At 42.4% G+C, this 20,921-nt stretch carries 14 protein-coding genes and 1 tRNA gene; all 15 read right to left on the reverse strand.

Going from position 1 to position 20,921, the window contains the following annotated elements; genetic code table 11:
- Window positions 1–50 precede the first annotated feature (50 nt).
- The 15 genes from M0221_RS10945 to M0221_RS11015 all read right to left on the reverse strand — a co-directional run bounded on the left by M0221_RS10945 (window position 51) and on the right by M0221_RS11015 (window position 20,921).
- Window positions 51–575 carry a DUF6586 family protein gene (locus tag M0221_RS10945; protein ID WP_263241437.1) on the reverse strand — a complete coding sequence of 175 codons (525 nt, stop codon included), beginning with the start codon at window positions 573–575 and terminating at the stop codon, window positions 51–53.
- A gap of 219 nt (window positions 576–794) precedes the next feature.
- Complete coding sequence (rpoC, locus tag M0221_RS10950; RefSeq protein ID WP_041753252.1) at window positions 795–5,015, reverse strand: DNA-directed RNA polymerase subunit beta'; 4,221 nt, start codon at window positions 5,013–5,015, stop codon at window positions 795–797.
- A gap of 151 nt (window positions 5,016–5,166) precedes the next feature.
- The gene (rpoB, locus tag M0221_RS10955; RefSeq protein WP_011514490.1) at window positions 5,167–9,285 is read right to left on the reverse strand and encodes a DNA-directed RNA polymerase subunit beta; all 4,119 of its coding nucleotides are present in this window, start codon (window positions 9,283–9,285) and stop codon (window positions 5,167–5,169) included.
- 752 nt (window positions 9,286–10,037) lie between these two features.
- Window positions 10,038–10,409 carry a 50S ribosomal protein L7/L12 gene (gene rplL / locus M0221_RS10960; protein ID WP_011514491.1) on the reverse strand — a complete coding sequence of 124 codons (372 nt, stop codon included), beginning with the start codon at window positions 10,407–10,409 and terminating at the stop codon, window positions 10,038–10,040.
- A gap of 126 nt (window positions 10,410–10,535) precedes the next feature.
- On the reverse strand, window positions 10,536–11,063 hold the full coding sequence (gene rplJ / locus M0221_RS10965; protein ID WP_011514492.1) for a 50S ribosomal protein L10: 528 nt from the start codon (window positions 11,061–11,063) through the stop codon (window positions 10,536–10,538).
- Window positions 11,064–11,466: 403 nt separating this feature from the next.
- The gene (gene rplA, locus M0221_RS10970; RefSeq protein WP_011514493.1) at window positions 11,467–12,168 is read right to left on the reverse strand and encodes a 50S ribosomal protein L1; all 702 of its coding nucleotides are present in this window, start codon (window positions 12,166–12,168) and stop codon (window positions 11,467–11,469) included.
- A complete protein-coding gene (gene rplK, locus M0221_RS10975; RefSeq protein WP_010201717.1) occupies window positions 12,169–12,600 on the reverse strand; it encodes a 50S ribosomal protein L11 in 432 nt (143 codons plus the stop codon). It lies immediately after the preceding gene.
- A 91-nt stretch (window positions 12,601–12,691) separates the two neighbouring features.
- On the reverse strand, window positions 12,692–13,222 hold the full coding sequence (nusG, locus tag M0221_RS10980) for a transcription termination/antitermination protein NusG (RefSeq protein WP_011514494.1): 531 nt from the start codon (window positions 13,220–13,222) through the stop codon (window positions 12,692–12,694).
- Window positions 13,223–13,293: 71 nt separating this feature from the next.
- Entirely contained in the window at window positions 13,294–13,782 is a 489-nt protein-coding gene (secE, locus tag M0221_RS10985) for a preprotein translocase subunit SecE (RefSeq protein ID WP_020444319.1), read from the reverse strand.
- Between the two features lie 51 nt (window positions 13,783–13,833).
- Window positions 13,834–13,909: transfer RNA gene (locus M0221_RS10990), tRNA-Trp, on the reverse strand.
- Between the two features lie 323 nt (window positions 13,910–14,232).
- Window positions 14,233–15,423 carry an elongation factor Tu gene (gene tuf / locus M0221_RS10995; RefSeq protein ID WP_011512793.1) on the reverse strand — a complete coding sequence of 397 codons (1,191 nt, stop codon included), beginning with the start codon at window positions 15,421–15,423 and terminating at the stop codon, window positions 14,233–14,235.
- A gap of 220 nt (window positions 15,424–15,643) precedes the next feature.
- On the reverse strand, window positions 15,644–17,770 hold the full coding sequence (gene fusA, locus M0221_RS11000) for an elongation factor G (RefSeq protein WP_011514496.1): 2,127 nt from the start codon (window positions 17,768–17,770) through the stop codon (window positions 15,644–15,646).
- A gap of 388 nt (window positions 17,771–18,158) precedes the next feature.
- Complete coding sequence (rpsG, locus tag M0221_RS11005) at window positions 18,159–18,632, reverse strand: 30S ribosomal protein S7 (protein ID WP_011514497.1); 474 nt, start codon at window positions 18,630–18,632, stop codon at window positions 18,159–18,161.
- A 208-nt stretch (window positions 18,633–18,840) separates the two neighbouring features.
- Window positions 18,841–19,215, reverse strand: coding sequence for a 30S ribosomal protein S12 (rpsL, locus tag M0221_RS11010; protein WP_011281154.1), 375 nt, complete (start codon window positions 19,213–19,215; stop codon window positions 18,841–18,843).
- Window positions 19,216–19,655: 440 nt separating this feature from the next.
- The gene (locus M0221_RS11015) at window positions 19,656–20,921 is read right to left on the reverse strand and encodes an EcsC family protein (RefSeq protein WP_263241431.1); all 1,266 of its coding nucleotides are present in this window, start codon (window positions 20,919–20,921) and stop codon (window positions 19,656–19,658) included.

Genomic DNA, 20,921 nt, shown 5'->3' on the forward strand with positions numbered 1-20,921 from the left:
CATTAAGTACTCATAACGAAGCTTTGAAAATATAATCTAAGCCATAAGAACTAAAACTCCACCATACCAGCACGTAGCTGATCAATCAGCTCCAAAAACTGCTGACGCCATTCACGTATGGTCGCATCATCTGGCAACCATTGATTGGACAGTGTCACTACATTGACAATCAAATCAGGCACTTGTTTTTTGTCATCAGCCGCTTTATCCACCGAATGCTCAGATATCACGGCATATAGACAACGCTGATAGGCATGTTCTATATCAGCCAGAAATCCTTGCTGCTGTAACTGCTTTAGACGCTGCACTTCAGGTGATACTTGCGTACGCTCGATCAGTGCTTCTTCGATATCTAGCAACGTCGGCGTCGTCAGCGTTATATTATAAAAGTGACCAAGCTCTTGTAAAAAAGCTAAAAACGTACCGTATAGATGAAAAATAGCGGTCTCACAATGTGCTTGATATAACTGCTTGTCAGTCGTGTCTGCAGCGGCTTGACAGGCAAGGCGGCAAAAATATAGCTTTTGATTGGTACGGTCAGCTTGATATTTGGCAACGCGAGTTTTATCTGCCATGCGCTTATCCTTTTTAGTGAGTACTGCTAAAAATAATCGGAAATTACGAATACTTATGAATACTAGAGCCAAAATCTCTAACTATTTAAGTTATGCAGTGTACTATTTTATCTCATCATTTCCCAAGAAAAAACTTGTTGTGATGGAATTTTAAAGCAAAAAAAGCCAGCAACTTAGGCTAGCTTTTTTATTTATTCAAATAACTAGACGCTATCTAATTTAATGATTACCTTGATTCAACTCTTGAGCAAAGGCTTCATCGAAGCTTGCAAAGTCTGTCGCATCAGTCGTTGCTGACATATCAAACGCCGCATTTAAGTCTTTATCTTGCAGTTTTTGCTCTGCTTTTTCTTTACGAGCTTTATGATAAGCAAGACCAGTACCAGCTGGAATCAAGCGACCAACGACTACGTTTTCTTTCAGACCACGTAACTCATCCACTTTACCAGTGACCGCAGCAGCCGTTAGGACACGAGTCGTTTCCTGGAACGATGCGGCTGAGATAAAGCTTTCGGTTGCCAAACTTGCTTTGGTAATACCAAGTAATTGACGTTCAAACTGAACTGGAAATTTGTCTTCCGCTTCTAGCTTGGCATTCAATGCTTTGATATCAGCATATTCTACTTGATCACCTTTAAAGTGGTTTGAATCGCCGCCATCGGTAATCTCAACTTTACGCAACATCTGACGAATAATAACTTCGATGTGCTTGTCATTGATTTTTACGCCCTGCAGACGATAAACATCCTGTACTTCGTTAACGATATAGTCAGCAAGCGCGGTTTGTCCTTTCAGACGTAAGATATCATGCGGATTCTGTGGACCATCAGCAATAACCTCACCACGAGCTACCGTCTCGTTTTCGAAGACGTTAATCTGACGCCATTTCGGGATCAGCTCTTCATGAATCTCGCCATCTTCATTAGTAATAATGAAGCGATTTTTACCTTTGGTTTCTTTACCAAAGCTAACAACACCCGTCATTTCAGCCATGATAGCGTGATCTTTTGGACGACGTGCTTCGAATAAATCAGCTACACGTGGCAGACCACCGGTAATATCTTTGGTACCTGAAGACGCTTGTGGTACACGACCTAGAATCGAACCGGCTGCAACTTTCTCACCGTCGCTGACGCGAATGATGGTTTCAGCAGGTAAGAAGTAAACGACTTCTTTACCTTCGTCTGTGTTCAAGATAATCGCCGGACGTAAGTCTTTTGCTGAGCTTGAACGATCTCGAGTTGCTAGAATCTCAAACGAGCTCATACCAGTCGCGTCATCAACTTTTACGGTAGCCGTTAAGCCATCAGTGATTTCACTGAAACGTGCGGTACCCGCGAATTCTGTAATAATAGGATGCGTGTGCGGATCCCACTTAGCGATGGTTTGACCGCCTTCAACTTGGTCTTCATTTTTTACAAGAACGCTTGAACCATAAGGTACTTTATAGCGCTCACGCTCACGACCAAGCTCATCAGTCAAGGCGATTTCAGCTGAACGCGATACGATAACCAAATGACCATCAGTATGCTGTACAGTCTTCATGTTTTCAAAATGCGCTTGACCAGCACTACGAACTGAAATGCTGTTGTCCACAGAAGCAGAACTTGCCGCTCCACCAACGTGGAAAGTACGCATGGTCAACTGAGTACCAGGCTCACCGATAGACTGCGCCGCCATAACACCAACAGACTCGCCGATATTCACTTTATGACCACGAGCAAGGTCACGACCATAGCACTGTGAACAAACGCCATGTTCGATATTACAAGTAATCACTGAACGTACCCAAATATCATCGATTGCATTGTTATCTAGTACTTTAACCCAATGCTCATCGATCAACGTACCCGCTGGAATCAAGATTTTTTCAGCATTATCGTTATAAGTGACATCACGTGCCGTTACACGACCTAGTACTAGCTCGCCCAACTTCTCAATGATTTCACCACCTTGGATATGTGGCTTCATGAGCAAACCTTGCTCAGTACCACAGTCATCACTGGTAATAACCAAATCTTGGGCTACATCAACCAAACGACGCGTCAAGTAACCTGAGTTAGCTGTTTTCAATGCCGTATCCGCAAGACCTTTACGCGCACCATGCGTTGAGATAAAGTACTGAAGTACGGTCAAACCTTCACGGAAATTCGCTTTAATTGGTGTTTCAATGATTGAGCCATCTGGCTTAGCCATCAAACCACGCATACCAGCAAGCTGACGAATCTGGGCGGCACTACCACGAGCACCAGAATCTGACATGATAAAGATAGAGTTAAATGACTTCTGCTCTTCTTCTTCACCTTTAGCGTTGATAATTTTATCAGTCGCTAAGTTGTCCATCATCGCTTTAGCGACTTTGTCATTGGTACGTGACCAAATATCGACCACTTTATTATAACGCTCACCAGCCGTTACAAAGCCTTGCTCAAATTGGTCTTCAATTTCACGCACTTCAGCTTCAGCGACTTCGATGATTTGCTTTTTCAGTGGTGGAATAACCATGTCATCGATACCGATAGACACACCAGATAGTGTCGCTTGTGCAAAACCAAGATACATCAATTGGTCAGCAAACATAACACTTTCTTTTACGCCCACTTTACGGTAGCAAGAGTTGATCAGTTTAGAGATATTCTTCTTAGTCATCTCTTCATTACATTCGTCAAACGACATACCAACAGGCATGATGTTCCAGATTAACAAGCGACCAGCAACGGTATCTTTGATACTCGTCTCTTTAGTACGATTGCCATCATCATCAATATGCGTTTCAGTGACACGAACTTTAATCTTGGCGTTAACATGTAAATCGTTTGAACCAATCGCACGCAATGCTTCATTAACGGTAGCAAAAATCATGCCCTCGCCTTTGGCATTTACTGACGAGCGGCTGATGTAATACAATCCCAATACAACATCCTGTGATGGTACGATGATTGGCTCACCGTTCGCAGGAGACAAGATGTTGTTGGTCGACATCATCAGCGCACGAGATTCAAGCTGAGCTTCTAGTGTCAATGGCACGTGAACGGCCATTTGGTCACCATCAAAATCGGCGTTGAATGCGGTACAAACTAGAGGATGGAGCTGAATCGCTTTACCTTCAATTAGTACTGGTTCGAACGCTTGTAGACCCAAACGGTGAAGCGTTGGTGCACGGTTAAGAAGTACTGGATGCTCACGGATAACCATGGCCAGCATATCCCAAACTTGTGGCTCTTCACGCTCTACCATCTTTTTGGCAGCTTTAATCGTCGTCGCCAAACCATGAGACAATAGTTTGTTGTAAGTAAATGGCTTGAACAATTCAAGTGCCATTTTCTTTGGTAGACCACACTGATGTAGACGTAGGGTTGGACCAACAACGATCACCGAACGACCAGAATAATCAACACGTTTACCTAGTAAGTTTTGACGGAAACGACCTTGCTTACCTTTGATCATATCGGCCAAAGATTTCAATGGACGCTTATTACTACCAGTAATAGCTCGACCGCGGCGACCGTTATCAAGCAAGGCATCTACTGATTCTTGCAACATACGTTTTTCGTTACGTACGATGATATCAGGAGCACTTAACTCAAGCAGGCGCTTTAAACGGTTATTACGGTTAATAACGCGGCGATATAAATCGTTCAAATCTGATGTTGCAAAACGACCGCCTTCTAGTGGTACTAGCGGACGCAAATCTGGTGGTAGTACTGGCAAGATATTCATTACCATCCACTCAGGCTTGTTATTAGAATCACGGAATGCTTCTAATAATTTAAGACGCTTAGACATCTTTTTAAGCTTGGTTTCAGAACCCGTTTGCGGAATCGCTTCACGCAGCTCATCAATCTCTAAATCTAAGTCGATATCTTTTAAAAGGTCTTGAACCGCTTCAGCACCCATTTTGGCAGTGAATTCATCGCCAAATTCTTCAAGGGCTTTATAATAATCTTCGTCATCAAGCAGCTGATACTTCTCTAAAGAGGTCAGACCTGGCTCAGTCACGATGTAGCTTTCAAAATACAAAACGCGTTCGATATCACGGAGTGTCATATCTAGCAATAGACCGATACGGCTTGGCAATGATTTTAAGAACCAAATATGCGCAACAGGGCTCGCTAAATCGATATGACCCATGCGGTCACGACGAACTTTAGCGGTCGTGACTTCAACGCCACATTTTTCACAGATAACGCCTTGGAACTTACGACGCTTATATTTACCACATAAACATTCAAAATCTTTTACTGGACCAAAAATTTTGGCACAAAAAAGACCATCACGTTCAGGTTTGAACGTACGATAGTTAATGGTTTCAGGTTTTTTTACTTCACCATGCGACCATGACTTAATAACGTCAGGCGATGCCAAGGTAATTTGGATGCTATCAAACTCATGGTTACCATTGCTGGTAGGGCTTTGCATGATATCGAGTAAATCTTTCAAGTTGCTTCTCCGTTATCTTTATAATCATCTGACAGCGTATTATGAGCGCGGCCACGATGAATGAAGGCAATGAATAGGGTTGAGACAAATTACTAAAAGCAGCAGCAATGAGCATACTGCCTTTAGTTGACAACTAAGTTAAACAACGGATTTAGTTGCTTTGTTTTAACTCAATATTGATACCCAGTGATTTGATTTCTTTGGTCAATACGTTAAACGATTCAGGCATACCTGGATCCATATATTGCTCACCATCGACGATGTTTTTGTACATACGCGTACGGCCTTCAACGTCATCCGACTTCACAGTCAGCATCTCTTGTAGCGTATATGTCGCGCCGTAAGCCTCTAGTGCCCAGACTTCCATCTCACCGAAGCGCTGACCACCAAACTGAGCTTTACCGCCGAGTGGCTGCTGCGTCACTAGTGAGTAAGAACCTGTTGAACGCGCATGCATTTTGTCATCGACCAAATGGTTAAGTTTAAGCATATACATATAACCGACCGTTACTTTACGGTCAAACTTCTGACCAGTACGACCATCATACAACGTCTGTTGACCATCGCGATCCATACCAGCAAGCTCTAACAGATCTTTAACTTGGCTTTCTCTTGCGCCGTCAAACACTGCTGTGCCCATTGGAACACCAGCACGCAAGTTGTCTGCTAGCGCCATGATGTCATCATCACTCAAGCTATCAAGATCAACTTGCTCACCGCCGACTTGGTTATAGATTTTGTCTAAGAAGTCACGTAAGTCTTTGATCGCTGCTTGCGATTTAAGCATACCATCGATCTTCTCGCCCAAGCCTTTTGCCGCCATACCCAAATGCGTTTCTAGGACCTGACCGATGTTCATACGAGATGGTACACCAAGCGGGTTCAAGACGATGTCGACGGTATTACCATTTTCATCATAAGGCATATCTTCGACTGGCATAATGCGCGAGACAACACCTTTGTTACCATGACGACCAGCCATTTTATCACCTGGCTGAATACGACGCTTAACCGCTAGATATACCTTAACGATTTTTTGTACGCCATGTTGTAAGTCATCACCAGCGGTTAGTTTGCGTTTTTTCTCAGCAAACTTCACATCGATGTCTTTTTGCTTATCAACCAAATACTCAGCGATTTGCGTTAGACGCTCAGAGATTTCTTCTTCAACAGGCTGAATATCAAGCAAAGTCTCAAGGCTCATATCTTTCATATCAGCCAATGCCATCACTGTACCGGCTTTTAGACCAGAACCACCACTGACTTTTTGACCATCTAATAAGTTACCAATACGACCACGGGCCGCTTCTTCAAAGATACGTAGCTCTTCTTTTAAATCTTTACGATAGCTATCAAGCTGTGATTTTTCAATTGCTCTTGCACGTGCATCTTTTTCAACGCCGTCACGAGTAAAGACTTGAACGTCAATAACCGTGCCTTTGCTTGATGTTGGTACACGTAGCGACGTGTCTTTAACATCAGCCGCTTTTTCACCAAAGATAGCCCGCAGGAGTTTCTCTTCTGGCGTTAGTTGCGTTTCACCTTTTGGCGTCACTTTACCAACTAAGATATCACCAGCATCAACTTCAGCACCGATATAAACGATACCAGCTTCATCGAGACTTGATAGAGCTGCTTCGCCAACGTTTGGAATATCCGCAGTAATCTCTTCGGTTCCAAGCTTGGTATCACGTGCCACACAAGTCAATTCTTGGATATGAATAGTAGTGAAACGATCTTCTTTAACTACTTTTTCAGACAGTAAGATTGAATCTTCGAAGTTATAACCATTCCACGGCATAAATGCGATGCGGATGTTCTGACCCAATGCCAACTCACCAAGATCCGTTGAAGGACCATCGGCCAAGATATCACCTACAGCAATAGCATCGCCTTGGTTAACGATAATACGTTGGTTGATACAAGTGTTTTGGTTAGAACGCGTATATTTAACTAAGTTATAGATATCAATACCGGCTTCACCAGCAATCATCTCATCTTCATTTACACGAACCACAACACGTGAGGCATCAACGTCTTCGATCACACCGCCGCGCTTAGCAATAACACAAACGCCAGAGTCACGAGCAACGTGACGCTCCATACCGGTACCTACTAATGGCTTATCAGCACGTAGCGTAGGGACTGCCTGACGCTGCATGTTTGAGCCCATCAAGGCACGGTTAGCATCATCATGCTCTAGGAATGGAATCAGACCAGCGGCTACCGATACAACCTGACTTGGCGACACATCCATATGCGTCACTTTTTCTGGCGGCATACGGACGAATTCACCATAGCTACGGACACTAACCATTTCATCAGATAACGCGCCATCGGCAGTTACTGGTGAATCAGCCTGTGCAATGACCGTACCGACTTCTTCAATCGCTGACAGATATTCAATAACGTCCGTTACTTTACCATCTACTACACGGCGATAAGGTGTTTCCAAAAAGCCAAAGCTGTTGGTTTTAGCAAAAGTTGCTAATGAGTTAATCAAACCAATGTTTGGACCTTCAGGAGTCTCAATCGGACATACGCGACCATAATGGGTATCATGTACGTCACGTACTTCAAAGCCTGCACGCTCACGGGTCAGACCACCGGGTCCTAATGCAGACACACGGCGTTTATGCGTGACTTCAGACAATGGATTATTCTGATCCATAAACTGCGATAACTGGCTTGAGCCAAAGAATTCTTTGACCGCAGCAGCAACAGGTTTTGAGTTAATCAAATCTTGTGGCGATAAGTTATCAGATTCTGCTGAGCTTAAACGCTCTTTGACGGCACGTTCAACACGTACTAGACCAACACGGAATTGGTTTTCTGCCATCTCGCCTACTGAACGAATGCGACGGTTACCTAAATGGTCAATATCATCGACTTCACCGCGACCATTACGAATCTCGATAAGCTCTTTTAGAACGTTAACGATATCGGCATTGGTCAATACGCTACGTTCACGCTGGATATCAGCGTCATCGGTATCTACAAAATCAAGACCTAAACGACGGTTAAACTTCATACGACCGACATTCGATAAGTCATAACGATCCGCGTTAAAGAACATGCTGTCAAAAAGTTTCTCAGCAGTTTCAACCGTTGGTGGCTCACCTGGGCGCATGACTTTATAAATTTCAATCAAAGCTTCTTCACGGCTTGACGTACTATCAGCGCGTAGCGTATCAGCAATATAACTACCTTGGTCGATATCGTTGGTAAACAGAATACTAAATTCTTTGATAGATTCACTGGCTTCAAACGCACTTAATTTAACCAATAATTCATGGTCAATCAGCGTGTTAGCACGAGCAATAACTTCATCATTAACGATGATGTCTTCGGCTAAAATGCGCTCATATAAGTATTCATCAGGAATCGAGATTTTCGTCATACCGGCTTCTTCAAGCTGACGGATACGGCGAGCATTAATACGTTTGCCCTGCTCAACCACCACGTCACCTGCAGGAGTCACGATGTCGAACTGTGCCATCTCGCCACGTAAGCGATCAGCAACTAGATCAATCTCGAACTGCTCTTCGCCTTTATAAACTCGCACTTTATCAAAGAATAAATCTAAGATCTCAGAAGTGCTTAAGCCTAAAGCGCGTAAAATAATAGACGCCAATAACTTACGACGACGGTCAATACGAGCAAAAACCAAGTCTTTAGCATCGAACTCAAAATCTAACCATGAACCACGGTAAGGAATGATACGCGCGTTATAAAGCACCTTACCACTTGAGTGCGACTTACCTTTATCATGGTCAAAGAACACACCAGGTGAACGATGTAGCTGAGATACGATTACACGCTCAGTACCGTTAATAATAAAGGTACCGTTAGCAGTCATAAGTGGCATCTCGCCCATATAGACGCTTTGCTCACGGATATCTTTAATAGCCGCTTTGCTGTCTTTATCTTTGCTGTCTTTGTCTTTGATGATTAAGCGAATTTTGACACGCATAGGCGCAGCAAATGTCGAACCACGTAAGATACACTCACGCTCATCAAATTCAGGCGTACCTAAATAGTATTCAACGAATTGTAGCTCTGCGTTACCAGAGTGACTCTCAATTGGGAAAATAGAAGAGTATGCAGCTTGCAAGCCAGTATTCTCACGAGCTTTTGGCTTTTTATGCTCTTGCAAAAATTGCTCATAAGAATCTACTTGGATAGACAACAAATAGGGAATGTCCATCACAGTAGGCAATTCAGCAAAACTTTTGCGAATACGCTTTTTTTCAGTATAAGAATATGCCATCGAGAGTCCTTACAGTAAACGTGGAAACAAATTAAAATCGCGGCTGGCGTGCATAAATACTATGCAAACTAAGCGACGTAAACGATAATATAAAACAGGTGTTCTTTTTAAAGCATAGTTAATCTTTTTAGGGCGTTGTATCAATTACTATCTTAACAATCAGTGCTTGCTTTGCACTCTAAATACGATCTTGCTATCGTCATTTAAGTCAGCCTATATGACTGCTCAGAGCGAAAACTTCAATCTTAAAGTGTTGCCAATATGTCACTTTTAAAGCTTAAGTGACAGTTGCTTTATCTAAATATAAATGCGACTAACATTGTGTATAAACGATTTAACATCCAAACTGGCTACTGCCAAAATCAATATCGTCGCTGATGTATACCGTCTACGAGCCTATATACTGACAGTAAAATCACGCTAGAAAGCTTATTCAATAGTTTTTAATTAGTAATAAATAGGACAATTATAATGCTTATAAATAATAATATTCAGAGTCAATATAAGTGATAATGTTAATAGAAAACGTGCAGACACAAAAAAATGCCAAACATCTATTGACGTTTAGCCACATTATCTGATTTCAATAACTACTAAGTGTGCTTGCATGTATATCGTCTGTCCTTTTGATGGGTATCCACCGTGTTGTTGCTTACGACTGTTGGCAGACACAAAAGGTCAAGCTACGAATTATAGTAAAAAAAAGCTGATAATGCAAGGCATTACCAGCTTTTTTTCGTACTGCCGTTAAACTATTTTAGTTCAACAGTTGCACCAGCTTCTTCAAGTTTCTTTTTCAACTCTTCAGCTTCAGCTTTGTTAACGCCTTCTTTGATTGGAGCTGGAGCGCTTTCAACCAAATCTTTCGCTTCTTTCAGGCCAAGACCAGTAGCTTCACGTACGGCTTTAATTACGCCAACTTTCTTCTCGCCAAAGCTGGCAAGAACTACGTCAAACTCGTCTTTTTCTTCAGCAGCAGCAGCAGCAGGGCCAGCAGCAGCAGGTGCAGCAGCAACAGCAGCTGTTACGCCGAATTTTTCTTCCATAGCGCTGATTAATTCAACGATATCCATTACTGACATTTCAGCGATTGCGTTTAACACGTCATCTTTAGATAGTGCCATGAGAACTCTCCGTTATCTGATAAAAATTAATTGATTTTAAAATCGCTTGGATTGCTTGCCAAATTTTCAAATATTGTTGGCAATAAAGTGCAATCGGCGATGTCAAAGTTACGTTAAAACAAGCAATTAAGCAGCTTCTTTTGCGTCTTTGATTGCTGCAACAGTGCGAACGAACTTGCCAGGAACTGCGTTCATAGTCTGGACAAGCTTGGTCACTGGTGCATTCATAGTAGCCATCAAGATAGAGATTGCTTCGTCGCGAGTTGGTAGCTTCGATACGCGCTCTAGCTCTTCTGGACCATAAACAACACCACCAACTGATACCAATTTGGTCTCTAAAGCTTTGTGATCTTTGCTGAAGTCAAAAATGACTCGAGCGGCAGATCCCAAATCTTCCATAGAGAAAGCCAAAAGTAATGGACCAGTCATACGGTCTGACATGCTCTCAAATTTAGTGCCTTCAAACGCACGTTTTGCTAGGGTATTTTTTACCACTTTTAAAACGACGCCTTTTTCACGGGCTTGTTCGCGTAGCTTAGTAAGCTTTGCAACACCAATACCATGATATTCGGCAGCTACTGCTGAGTAAGCATTAGCAGCAACTTCAGACACTTCAGCCACAACTTGTTGTTTTTGCTCTAGCGTTAATGCCATAAGTTGACTCCTTTAATCTAATCAATCATCCTGTAATCTAAATCACAAACTAAGATTGACTTGATACGACACGTTACGAGTATATTTATTAAAAACAAATGTGCTCATAACGACTGATTACGGCACCGTTATCAGAATGACATCAAGTGATAGGTTGCCCTATCGGCTCTTATCAACAACTGGGTGGGCCACCGTCTGCGTAGGACAATTAAGATTTTCATCTGTCATCGATTAACAACAGCAGCTCAATGTAATGAATTTTGATCTACAAGAGTCATAATCCATTTTACCAAACCGCTGTCTACCTACGGTCTTAGACAGCATAGCGTTTGCTACGCTGACCTAATTCTTTAAAATATTTTGTCCCATTATTCAAAATCGTTGAATAACAGATCATACTTAATTATTTCGCTGTGCGGTATGGAACTGGATCGATACTTAGACCAGGACCCATGGTGCTAGACAAGGTAATTTTCTTAATGAAAGTACCTTTAGAAGTAGCAGGCTTAGCACGTCTCAAATCTGAAATGAGTGCTTCAGCATTCTGGATTACTTGCTCAGCAGTAAAACCAACTTGACCGATAGTCGTGTGAATAATACCTGCTTTGTCTACACGATACTGTGCTTGACCAGCTTTAGCGTTAAGAACGGCTTCAGCAACGTTAGGCGTAACCGTACCGACTTTAGGGTTAGGCATTAGACCACGTGGGCCTAAGATAGTACCTAATTGACCAACAACACGCATTGCATCAGGAGCAGCGATAACCACGTCAAAGTCCATGTTACCGGCTTTGATTGATTCTGCTAGGTCTTCAAAACCAACGATGTCAGCACCAGCTTCTTTGGCGGCTTCAGCAGCAGCACCTTGAGCAAATACAGCAACGCGTTTGGTTTTACCAGTACCCGCAGGTAGGTTAGTTGCGCCACGTACAACTTGATCAGATTTACGTGGGTCAACGCCCAAGTTTACAGCGATATCAATAGACTCTTTAAATTTAAGAGCTGGCAAATCGTTTAGGATTTGAACCGCTTCTTCAATCGTGTATTGTTTTTCGTGCTCAATACGGCTATTGATTTCTTTTTGACGCTTAGTAAGTTTACTCATTTACACACCCTCCACGGTAATACCCATTGAACGTGCAGTACCAGCGATGGTACGAACAGCAGCATCAAGATCAGCAGCAGTTAAATCTGCATCTTTAGTCTTAACGATATCTTCTAACTGAGCACGGTCAACTTTACCGACTTTAGCGGTATTAGGTGTACCAGAACCTTTAGCAATACCAGCAGCCTTACGCAAAAGGTAAGCAGCTGGTGGTGACTTCATGATGAAGGTAAAAGACTTATCGCTATATACAGTGATCTCAGTAGGAATCGGTAAACCCGGCTCTTGGTTTGAGGTCGCAGCGTTAAATTCTTTACAGAACGCCATAATGTTCACGCCTTTTTGACCCAATGCTGGACCAATCGGTGGTGAAGGATTTGCTTTGCCTGCAGGCACTTGCAGTTTGATGTAACCATCAATCTTCTTAGCCATGATACTCTCCTAAATGGGTAATAGCGCCAAATCAATGTGGTATAAACCTTATTGACTAACAGCTCCCCGGTTGATGAACTCTTTTGCTGATTTAATCTAGCTTCTCAACTTTACTAAACTCAAGCTCAACCTGAGTCGGTCGATTAAATACGTTTACGGTTAAATGTAATTTAGACTTTTCGTAATCCACTTTTTCAACCAACCCTTTAAAGTCAGTGAATGGACCATCGATAACTAACAACTCTTCGCCCGGCTCAAATAGAGTCTTAGGACGCGGGTCAGTTTCAGTCTGATTCAAACGGTTTAGAATACGATCAGCTTCTACTTCCGTAATCGGCGCAGGCGTCTCTGGCGTACCGCCAACGAAGCCCATAATACGTGGGCAATCTTTAACGATGTGCCAAGTATTGTCGTTCATATCCATCTGGATCAATACATAACCCGGAAAGAACTTACGCTCGCTTTTACGTTTTTTGCCGTCTTTCATTTCGACGACTTCTTCAGTAGGTACCAATACATCGCCGAAAAATTCAGCGAATTCACTACGATTAATACGATCAGTTAATGAACGCTGTACTTGCTTTTCATATCCTGAAAATGCTTGGACAATATACCAACGCATATCACGCTCCTGATCATTATAAGTAAGTCGTTATCCATAAATCTTGGCTAAACAGTCGCTAATACGCGCCATTAACCAATAAATATGCCAACGAACCAATTAAAAAAGTTATCTAATAGCCAAACTAATAAACCAACAACCGCAATCATGACAATCGTTTGCCATGTATATTGGAAAGTTTCGTCTTTGCCAGGCCAAGTAACGCGGCGTAGTTCTACAGCAGCGTCTTTCAATAAAGTTTTAAATGCACGGCCCTGATTCGTCATTGCAAGACATAACAGTGCAAATACAAAAAGCGCAACGATAATACCAATACGTACCCAAAGGTCATTAGCAGGTTGCCAATAGCCGGGCAGATATTGATTAACTAACGTTGCACCAATTAAAACAACTGCGGCTAGTAACCACAAAATCACATCTTTTACTGAACCCGTCTTAGCAATCTCAACAGCAGTCGTTTGATTACCCGCTGAAATATGCTTATCTTTGGACAGCATTCCACCAGCAACTGCCTTGGCATCAGATAACTTAGTCTCGAGGTTATCTTGATTATTGCTCATAAAGAACTCACTTCGGAGATGGTGGGGTATAACAAAGATGTGATAAGAAGATGGCAGGCGATGTAGGACTCGAACCTACAACCCTCGGTTTTGGAGACCGATGCTCTACCAATTGAGCCAATCGCCTAGGGGTGTTAAGGCTGATAATTATACAAGGTTTTACTAAGAATGCAAGTTTTAAGACGATATTTTATTTACTTAATACAATGAATCATTACTTTAATTAATAAAAGTCAGAAAATTCTGTTTAAAATCAAAAATAGAAGTCAAAATCTGAGATAGATTTATTGCTTTAAATTTTTAAACATACAGACCTTATTTTTATAAATACTAAATTGATTAGCACTTCTGTGATTTAGCAAACCATACCCACAAAAAAGCCACCCTCTTTCGAGGATGGCTTTTGACTAATTATTAACAACGATCAGATTACTCTGACAGCATTAAGTATTAGTTCAATACGTTAGCAACAACACCAGCGCCTACAGTACGGCCGCCTTCACGAATTGCAAAGCGAAGACCTTTGTCCATAGCGATTGGGTGGATAAGCTCTACGCCCATCTCAACGTTATCACCAGGCATAACCATTTCAGTACCGTCTTGTAATTGGATTGCGCCAGTTACGTCAGTGGTACGGAAGTAGAACTGTGGACGATAGCCGTTTAGGAATGGTGTGTGACGACCACCCTCTTCTTTTGACAATACATATACTTCAGCGTCAAACTTGGTGTGAGGAGTGATTGAACCTGGCTTAGCTAGTACTTGGCCACGTTGTACGTCTTCACGCTTAGTACCACGTAATAGTACGCCACAGTTTTCGCCTGCACGACCTTCGTCAAGCAGTTTACGGAACATCTCTACACCAGTACAGGTGGTTTTTTGCGTGTCACGGATACCGACGATTTCGATTTCGTCGCCAACGCGTACGATACCAGATTCAACACGGCCAGTTACAACAGTACCACGACCTGAGATTGAGAATACGTCTTCGATTGGCATTAGGAATGCTTTGTCGATGTCACGCTCTGGCTCTGGGATGTAGGTGTCAAGAACGTTTAATAGTTCTACAACGGCTGGTTGACCATATTTTTCTTGTGAGCCTTTTAGGGCTTCAGTCGCAGAACCGTGGATGATTGGGGTGTCATCACCTGGGAAGTCATAGTCGCTTAATAATTCACGAACTTCCATTTCTACGAGTTCAAGCAATTCTTCGTCATCAACAACGTCGCATTTGTTCATGAATACGACGATGTACGGTACGCCAACCTGACGTGAAAGCAGGATGTGCTCACGGGTTTGTGGCATAGGGCCGTCAGTTGCTGATACAACTAGGATTGCGCCGTCCATCTGAGCCGCACCGGTGATCATGTTTTTAACATAATCGGCGTGACCTGGGCAATCAACGTGAGCGTAATGACGTGATGGGGTGTCATATTCTACGTGTGAGGTGTTGATGGTGATGCCACGTGCTTTTTCTTCTGGTGCTGAGTCAATAGACGCGTAGTCTTTGGCTTCGCCACCTGAAGTGATTGCAGCTACGGTTGCGATAGCAGCGGTAAGGGTGGTTTTACCGTGGTCAACGTGTCCGATGGTACCGACGTTAACATGTGGTTTTAGACGTTCAAACTTGGCCTTTGCCATGGGTATTTCCTCTTTTTTTAGGGTCAACTGCTTAATTTATATAAAGTAATTAAGTGAATACTGACCACATTAAGATAACTGTTAAAAGGGTGCACATACTAATGTGCAGATATTATAAGAAAATCACGAGCAATAACAAGTCTTTTAACCAATTATTGCTCGATTATCTACTGACAATATAAAGATATGTCCTATATTGCCATTATCGATAGATTTTTGCTTATTCGTCATCATCTTTATTGTTGAATTTAGAGATGATAGCTTCTGCAACTGATTTTGGAATTTCAGCGTACTTTTGGAATTCCATAGAGTAAGTTGCACGGCCCTGTGACATTGAACGCATTTGTGTGGCATAGCCAAACATTTCCGCTAATGGTACTTCAGCACGAATCTGCTTAGTGCCGCCAGGTAAGTCTTCCATACCTTGAACCATACCACGACGACGGTTAAGATCGCCCATGATATCGCCCATATAGTCTTCAGGTGTTTCAACTTCTACTTTCATTACTGGCTCAAGTAGCGTTGGGTTTGCAGCCATGAAGCCTTTACGGAATGCGATAGAACCAGCCATTTTAAATGATAACTCATCCGAGTCAACATCATGGTAAGAACCATCATACAAGGTCGCTTTCACGCCAACGATTGGGTAACCTGCAAGTACGCCATTTTTCATGCGCTCTTGAATACCTTTATCAACCGCACCGTGGAATTCTTTTGGTACCGTACCACCAACAACTTCTTCTTTAAATTCATAAAGAACGTCGCCAGCTGGATCCATAGGCTCAAGACGTAACCAAACATGACCAAATTTACCACGACCACCAGTTTGACGTACGAATTTACCTTCTTGCTCAACCGTGTTACGAATCGTTTCGCGATAAGCAACCTGAGGTGCGCCGATGTTAGCTTCAACACCAAACTCACGCTTCATACGGTCAACAAGAATCTCAAGATGCAGCTCACCCATACCACTGATGATAGTCTGACCAGATTCTTCGTCAGTATGTACACGGAACGATGGATCTTCTTTCGCCAAACGACCTAAAGCGATTGACATTTTTTCTTGGTCAGCTTTGGTTTTAGGTTCAACCGCTAGACTGATAACTGGATCTGGGAATTCCATACGCTCAAGCGTAATAACATTTTGCTCATCACACAACGTATCACCAGTGGTTACATCTTTCATGCCAACCAAGGCTGCGATATCACCAGTACGGATTTCTTGCAACTCTTCTTGAGAGTTTGCCATCATCTGTACGATACGGCCAACACGCTCACGTTTCATTTTAACTGGGTTATAAACGCTGCTACCTTGCTTTAGAACACCTGAATAAACACGAACGAAGGTTAAGTTGCCAACGAACTTGTCATTCATGATTTTGAATGCTAAAGCTGAGAACGGTGCTTCGTCTGACGCTTCACGAGTGCCTTCAGATTCATCTTTGTCATCAAGGATACCTTTAATAGCAGGTACATCCATTGGTGCAGGAAGATACTGAATAACAGCGTCTAACATCTTCTGTACACCTTTGTTTTTAAAGGCAGTACCACAAAGAAGTGGAATGATTTCGTTATCAATAGTCAACTGGCGAATAGCAGAGTTAATTTGATCAACAGTTAATTCACCGTTCTCAAGATACTCATTCATCAATTCTTCAGTCGCTTCAGCAGCGCTTTCTACTAGATACTCACGATATTCTTCCGCTTTTTCTTGTAATTCTGCTGGGATTTCACGCTCATCATATTCCATACCTTGAGACGCTTCGTCCCAATAGATGGCTTTCATCGTTACTAGATCTACAACGCCTTCAAAGTCGTCTTCTTTACCAATTGGGATAACCAATGGTACTGGCTTGCCGCCTAGACGAGTTTTGATCTGTTCTACTACGCGGTAGAAATCAGCGCCAACGCGATCCATTTTGTTAATGAATGCAAGACGTGGAACTTTATATTTGTTTGCCTGACGCCATACGGTTTCAGACTGTGGCTGAACGCCGCCTACTGCACAGTAAACCATGCAAGCGCCATCAAGAACACGCATAGAACGTTCAACTTCAATCGTGAAGTCAACGTGACCTGGGGTGTCAATGATATTGATACGGTGTTCGTCAAACTGTTTTGCCATACCTGACCAAAAACAAGTTGTCGCCGCTGAGGTGATAGTAATACCACGCTCTTGTTCTTGCTCCATCCAGTCCATAGTGGCTGCGCCATCATGTACTTCACCAATCTTGTGGCTAACACCGGTATAGAACAAAACACGTTCAGTAGTGGTCGTTTTACCAGCATCAATGTGCGCAGAGATACCAATATTGCGATAGCGCTTTAGGGGAGTTTTACGAGCCATAGTGTTTTCCTAGGGAAATTCGTGTATATATTAATGTGTTGTGTCTCTACCTCTACTCTATGACAAAGCCATTCAGCCCTGCAATATTACTAATCATTGAACCTAATACGGGCAAAAAAGAGTAACTACTAAGAATAGTGCGGCATCAAACTCAGGAGACTTTCTTTACAGAATAGCATCCCTTTTCAGAACAGCATCTTGACAGATGTCCGCCATCTAAAATGAGTGTGTCTGTTATTATCTTTCAATAATTACAAGCAAATCATTTATTAACAATGGCGACAATCAATAGAATAAATAAATTATATCTAGATGACTGGCATACACCAGTCATCCAAAACTACTTTTAAAAAGCTATATTTAAAAGAACAGCTTAATTAAGAGTAGCTTAGAAACGGTAATGAGAGAATGCTTTGTTAGCATCTGCCATGCGGTGAACTTCGTCACGCTTCTTCATAGCATTACCTTTGCCATCAGCAGCATCATTCAATTCGCCAGCTAAACGCAAAGCCATTGATTTTTCAGAACGCTTTGCAGCAGCTTCAGCTAACCAACGCATAGCCAAGGCGGTACGACGGGAGGGGCGTACTTCCATTGGCACTTGGTAGGTTGCACCACCAACACGGCGAGCTTTTACTTCGACCATTGGGCGAACATTTTCCAATACTTCTTCAAAGAAAGAAACTGGATCTTCGATGTTACGCTTTTGGCTTACTGTCTCAAGTGCACCGTAAACGATACGCTCAGCAGTAGATTTTTTACCATGACTCATGACATGGTTGATGAATTTTGCAACAGTTTGGCTACCAAACTTAGGATCCGGTAGGATCTCACGGGTAGCAACGACGCGACGTCTTGGCATAATAAATATCCTTTTCTTCAGGAGTGTCTGACATTCACAATCTCGCACCAATTAATATTGGATGGCGTTATATCGAGTTGTCAGTCAGCCTTACTGCATGGCGGTGTGTGATAAAGGTTAATGACTCATTTGGTCAAAAATTACTCACATCAGACCCATGCACAGTTAATGTTTGATACAAAGAAACTCATTTAATAACGGTTAGTTATTAAACTTTAGGTTTCTTAGCACCATATTTAGAACGACCTTGCTTACGGTCTTTAACGCCTGCGCAATCTAGTGCACCGCGAACAGTGTGATAACGTACACCTGGTAGATCTTTTACACGACCACCACGGATAAGAACAACACTGTGCTCTTGTAGGTTATGACCTTCGCCGCCAATGTAGCTTGATACTTCATAACCTGAAGTCAAGCGTACACGACATACTTTACGCATGGCTGAGTTAGGTTTTTTAGGGGTAGTAGTATATACGCGAGTACATACACCACGGCGTTGTGGGCACGCTTCCAACGCAGGAACTTTTGACTTTTCCTTGATGGTTTTGCGACCTTTACGAATCAATTGGTTAGTTGTTGCCATGAGGCATCCTTCTCCCGTTTGGTAAAAAACAAAAAAATAGGGAAACGCACCATCGATCTGACTTTAACGACAGATTTTGGCACACCCATTTTTAGGACAGTGTATTATAAAGACTTGTTGCTGCTATTTCAACCACTTATGAGCAGTTGGACTTTACAGCAGCGGATAGATATGTATTCGGTCTACTACTATACCACTTTATCTGTTTTTAACGGCATAACCGAAAAAACAGCTAACTAAATACGGTATCAAAAGTAGATGCTTACATCATTTAGATAAGATATTTAGAGATAAAAAACAGTCGTTTACCTGAGCTATATGGCGATATCGGTTTAATTTTCAATAGAAGTAAGCCGATATCGCCAACATTAAAGATAAATAGCAATTACGTAGAGCTTCAGTATTCTAAAACGAAATAATAAATAAACCTTAATAGCTTATTATTTACTCGACTTAGCAGCGGCTTTTTTTGTTTTGCTGTCAGAAGATTTAACTGCACTATTCTGCTTATCATTCTTAGTGCTGTCGACTTTCTTTTCGTCAGCTGTAGTATCAACATCGTTTTCTTTATCGTCAGCTTTTTTCTGAGTATCTTTTTCATCCTCTTTTGCAGCATTAGCGTCTGACTTTATGTTTTTTGATGCTGCATCTTTTGATTCTTTTTCTTTAGATTCCTTCTCTAGTGGTGCGGCATCTTGAGCTTTGTCTTCTTTCTGCTCAGTGCTGCCCGTTGCCTTACTAACCTTTACTTCGCTGCTACTGTCATCAGTAATAGCGCGATTGGCAAGCTTAGCTTCTGGCGCAAAAGTTGCTTGAGCAACGCCAATGACCTCATCAATCAGCTGACTGTTATAGCGCATACCAACGATAACGGCAGTGGCTGGTAGGAATCGGCGTATCCATGTTAAGTTAATTTGATCCAAATCAACACCGACCTGACTAGCAATACTGTCCACTTGCTCTGCGTAAAAATTAACTTTTTTATTCTGCAAGCCTAAGTTTTTGAGCTCATTGTGTAAACCGCTGCTTTGGGCGCTATCCAGTAAACCTTTACCAATACCAATACCTGCTAGCAATGCTTGCTTCTCTTGCATTTTGCTGAGATCTGCATTGGCAAGTAACTCATAGGCCATTTTGACGCCTTGCTTACCAGTTAACGGCTTATTATAAACAGCGCCCAATTGATAAACCGTGCGTAGAGAAACCAACAATAACCATAACGTATCCGCAAGCAAGCCCGGCAAACCTGCCAAACCTGTAACACCGCCAAGCGTCGCTAATGCACGGTTTTGATTGGCGATATCGGTCGCTAACGCGTAACGCTGCTCGTCGTCTAAGCTCACAATATTGGCAAAGCGATGCTGATTCGGTAAATCAATTTGACTCCAGTTGTCGGCAAGCTTAGCAATTTGAGCAAAAGCGCCATCAACGGTCGATTCAAAAAAGCTGTTCGGTACCACTTTTTTGGCATATTTACCATAAGCAGCAAAGCGTGTGCCCAATAACTGCTGAGTGGCTTTTAACGTTTGCTCACGGAACAAATCTTGTTGGTAATCTTCATCGCCTAAGTTCACCGCTTTAAATTGACGCGGTTTGCCAGTTTTTGCATTCGCGCTATCAATCATGGCACCCATACGCTCTAGATTGCCACGCGTAAAAGAGCCAACCGTACTAATACCTTTCGATAAAGTGCTACGCTTTCCCAT

Source organism: Psychrobacter sp. ANT206 (genome assembly GCF_056880555.1).

Coding starts and splice junctions, on each gene's coding strand:
- rplA (WP_011514493.1), bottom strand. CDS start 12,168: ATGAGTAAACTTACTAAGCGTCAAAAAGAAATCAATAGCCGTATTGAG.
- rplK (WP_010201717.1), bottom strand. CDS start 12,600: ATGGCTAAGAAGATTGATGGTTACATCAAACTGCAAGTGCCTGCAGGC.
- rpoB (WP_011514490.1), bottom strand. CDS start 9,285: ATGGCATATTCTTATACTGAAAAAAAGCGTATTCGCAAAAGTTTTGCT.
- fusA (WP_011514496.1), bottom strand. CDS start 17,770: ATGGCTCGTAAAACTCCCCTAAAGCGCTATCGCAATATTGGTATCTCT.
- M0221_RS11015 (WP_263241431.1), bottom strand. CDS start 20,921: ATGGGAAAGCGTAGCACTTTATCGAAAGGTATTAGTACGGTTGGCTCT.
- rplL (WP_011514491.1), bottom strand. CDS start 10,409: ATGGCACTATCTAAAGATGACGTGTTAAACGCAATCGCTGAAATGTCA.
- M0221_RS10945 (WP_263241437.1), bottom strand. CDS start 575: ATGGCAGATAAAACTCGCGTTGCCAAATATCAAGCTGACCGTACCAAT.
- rplJ (WP_011514492.1), bottom strand. CDS start 11,063: ATGGCATTAACGCTAGAGCAAAAACAACAAGTTGTGGCTGAAGTGTCT.
- tuf (WP_011512793.1), bottom strand. CDS start 15,423: ATGGCAAAGGCCAAGTTTGAACGTCTAAAACCACATGTTAACGTCGGT.
- rpsG (WP_011514497.1), bottom strand. CDS start 18,632: ATGCCAAGACGTCGCGTCGTTGCTACCCGTGAGATCCTACCGGATCCT.
- rpsL (WP_011281154.1), bottom strand. CDS start 19,215: ATGGCAACAACTAACCAATTGATTCGTAAAGGTCGCAAAACCATCAAG.
- nusG (WP_011514494.1), bottom strand. CDS start 13,222: ATGCGTTGGTATATTGTCCAAGCATTTTCAGGATATGAAAAGCAAGTA.
- secE (WP_020444319.1), bottom strand. CDS start 13,782: ATGAGCAATAATCAAGATAACCTCGAGACTAAGTTATCTGATGCCAAG.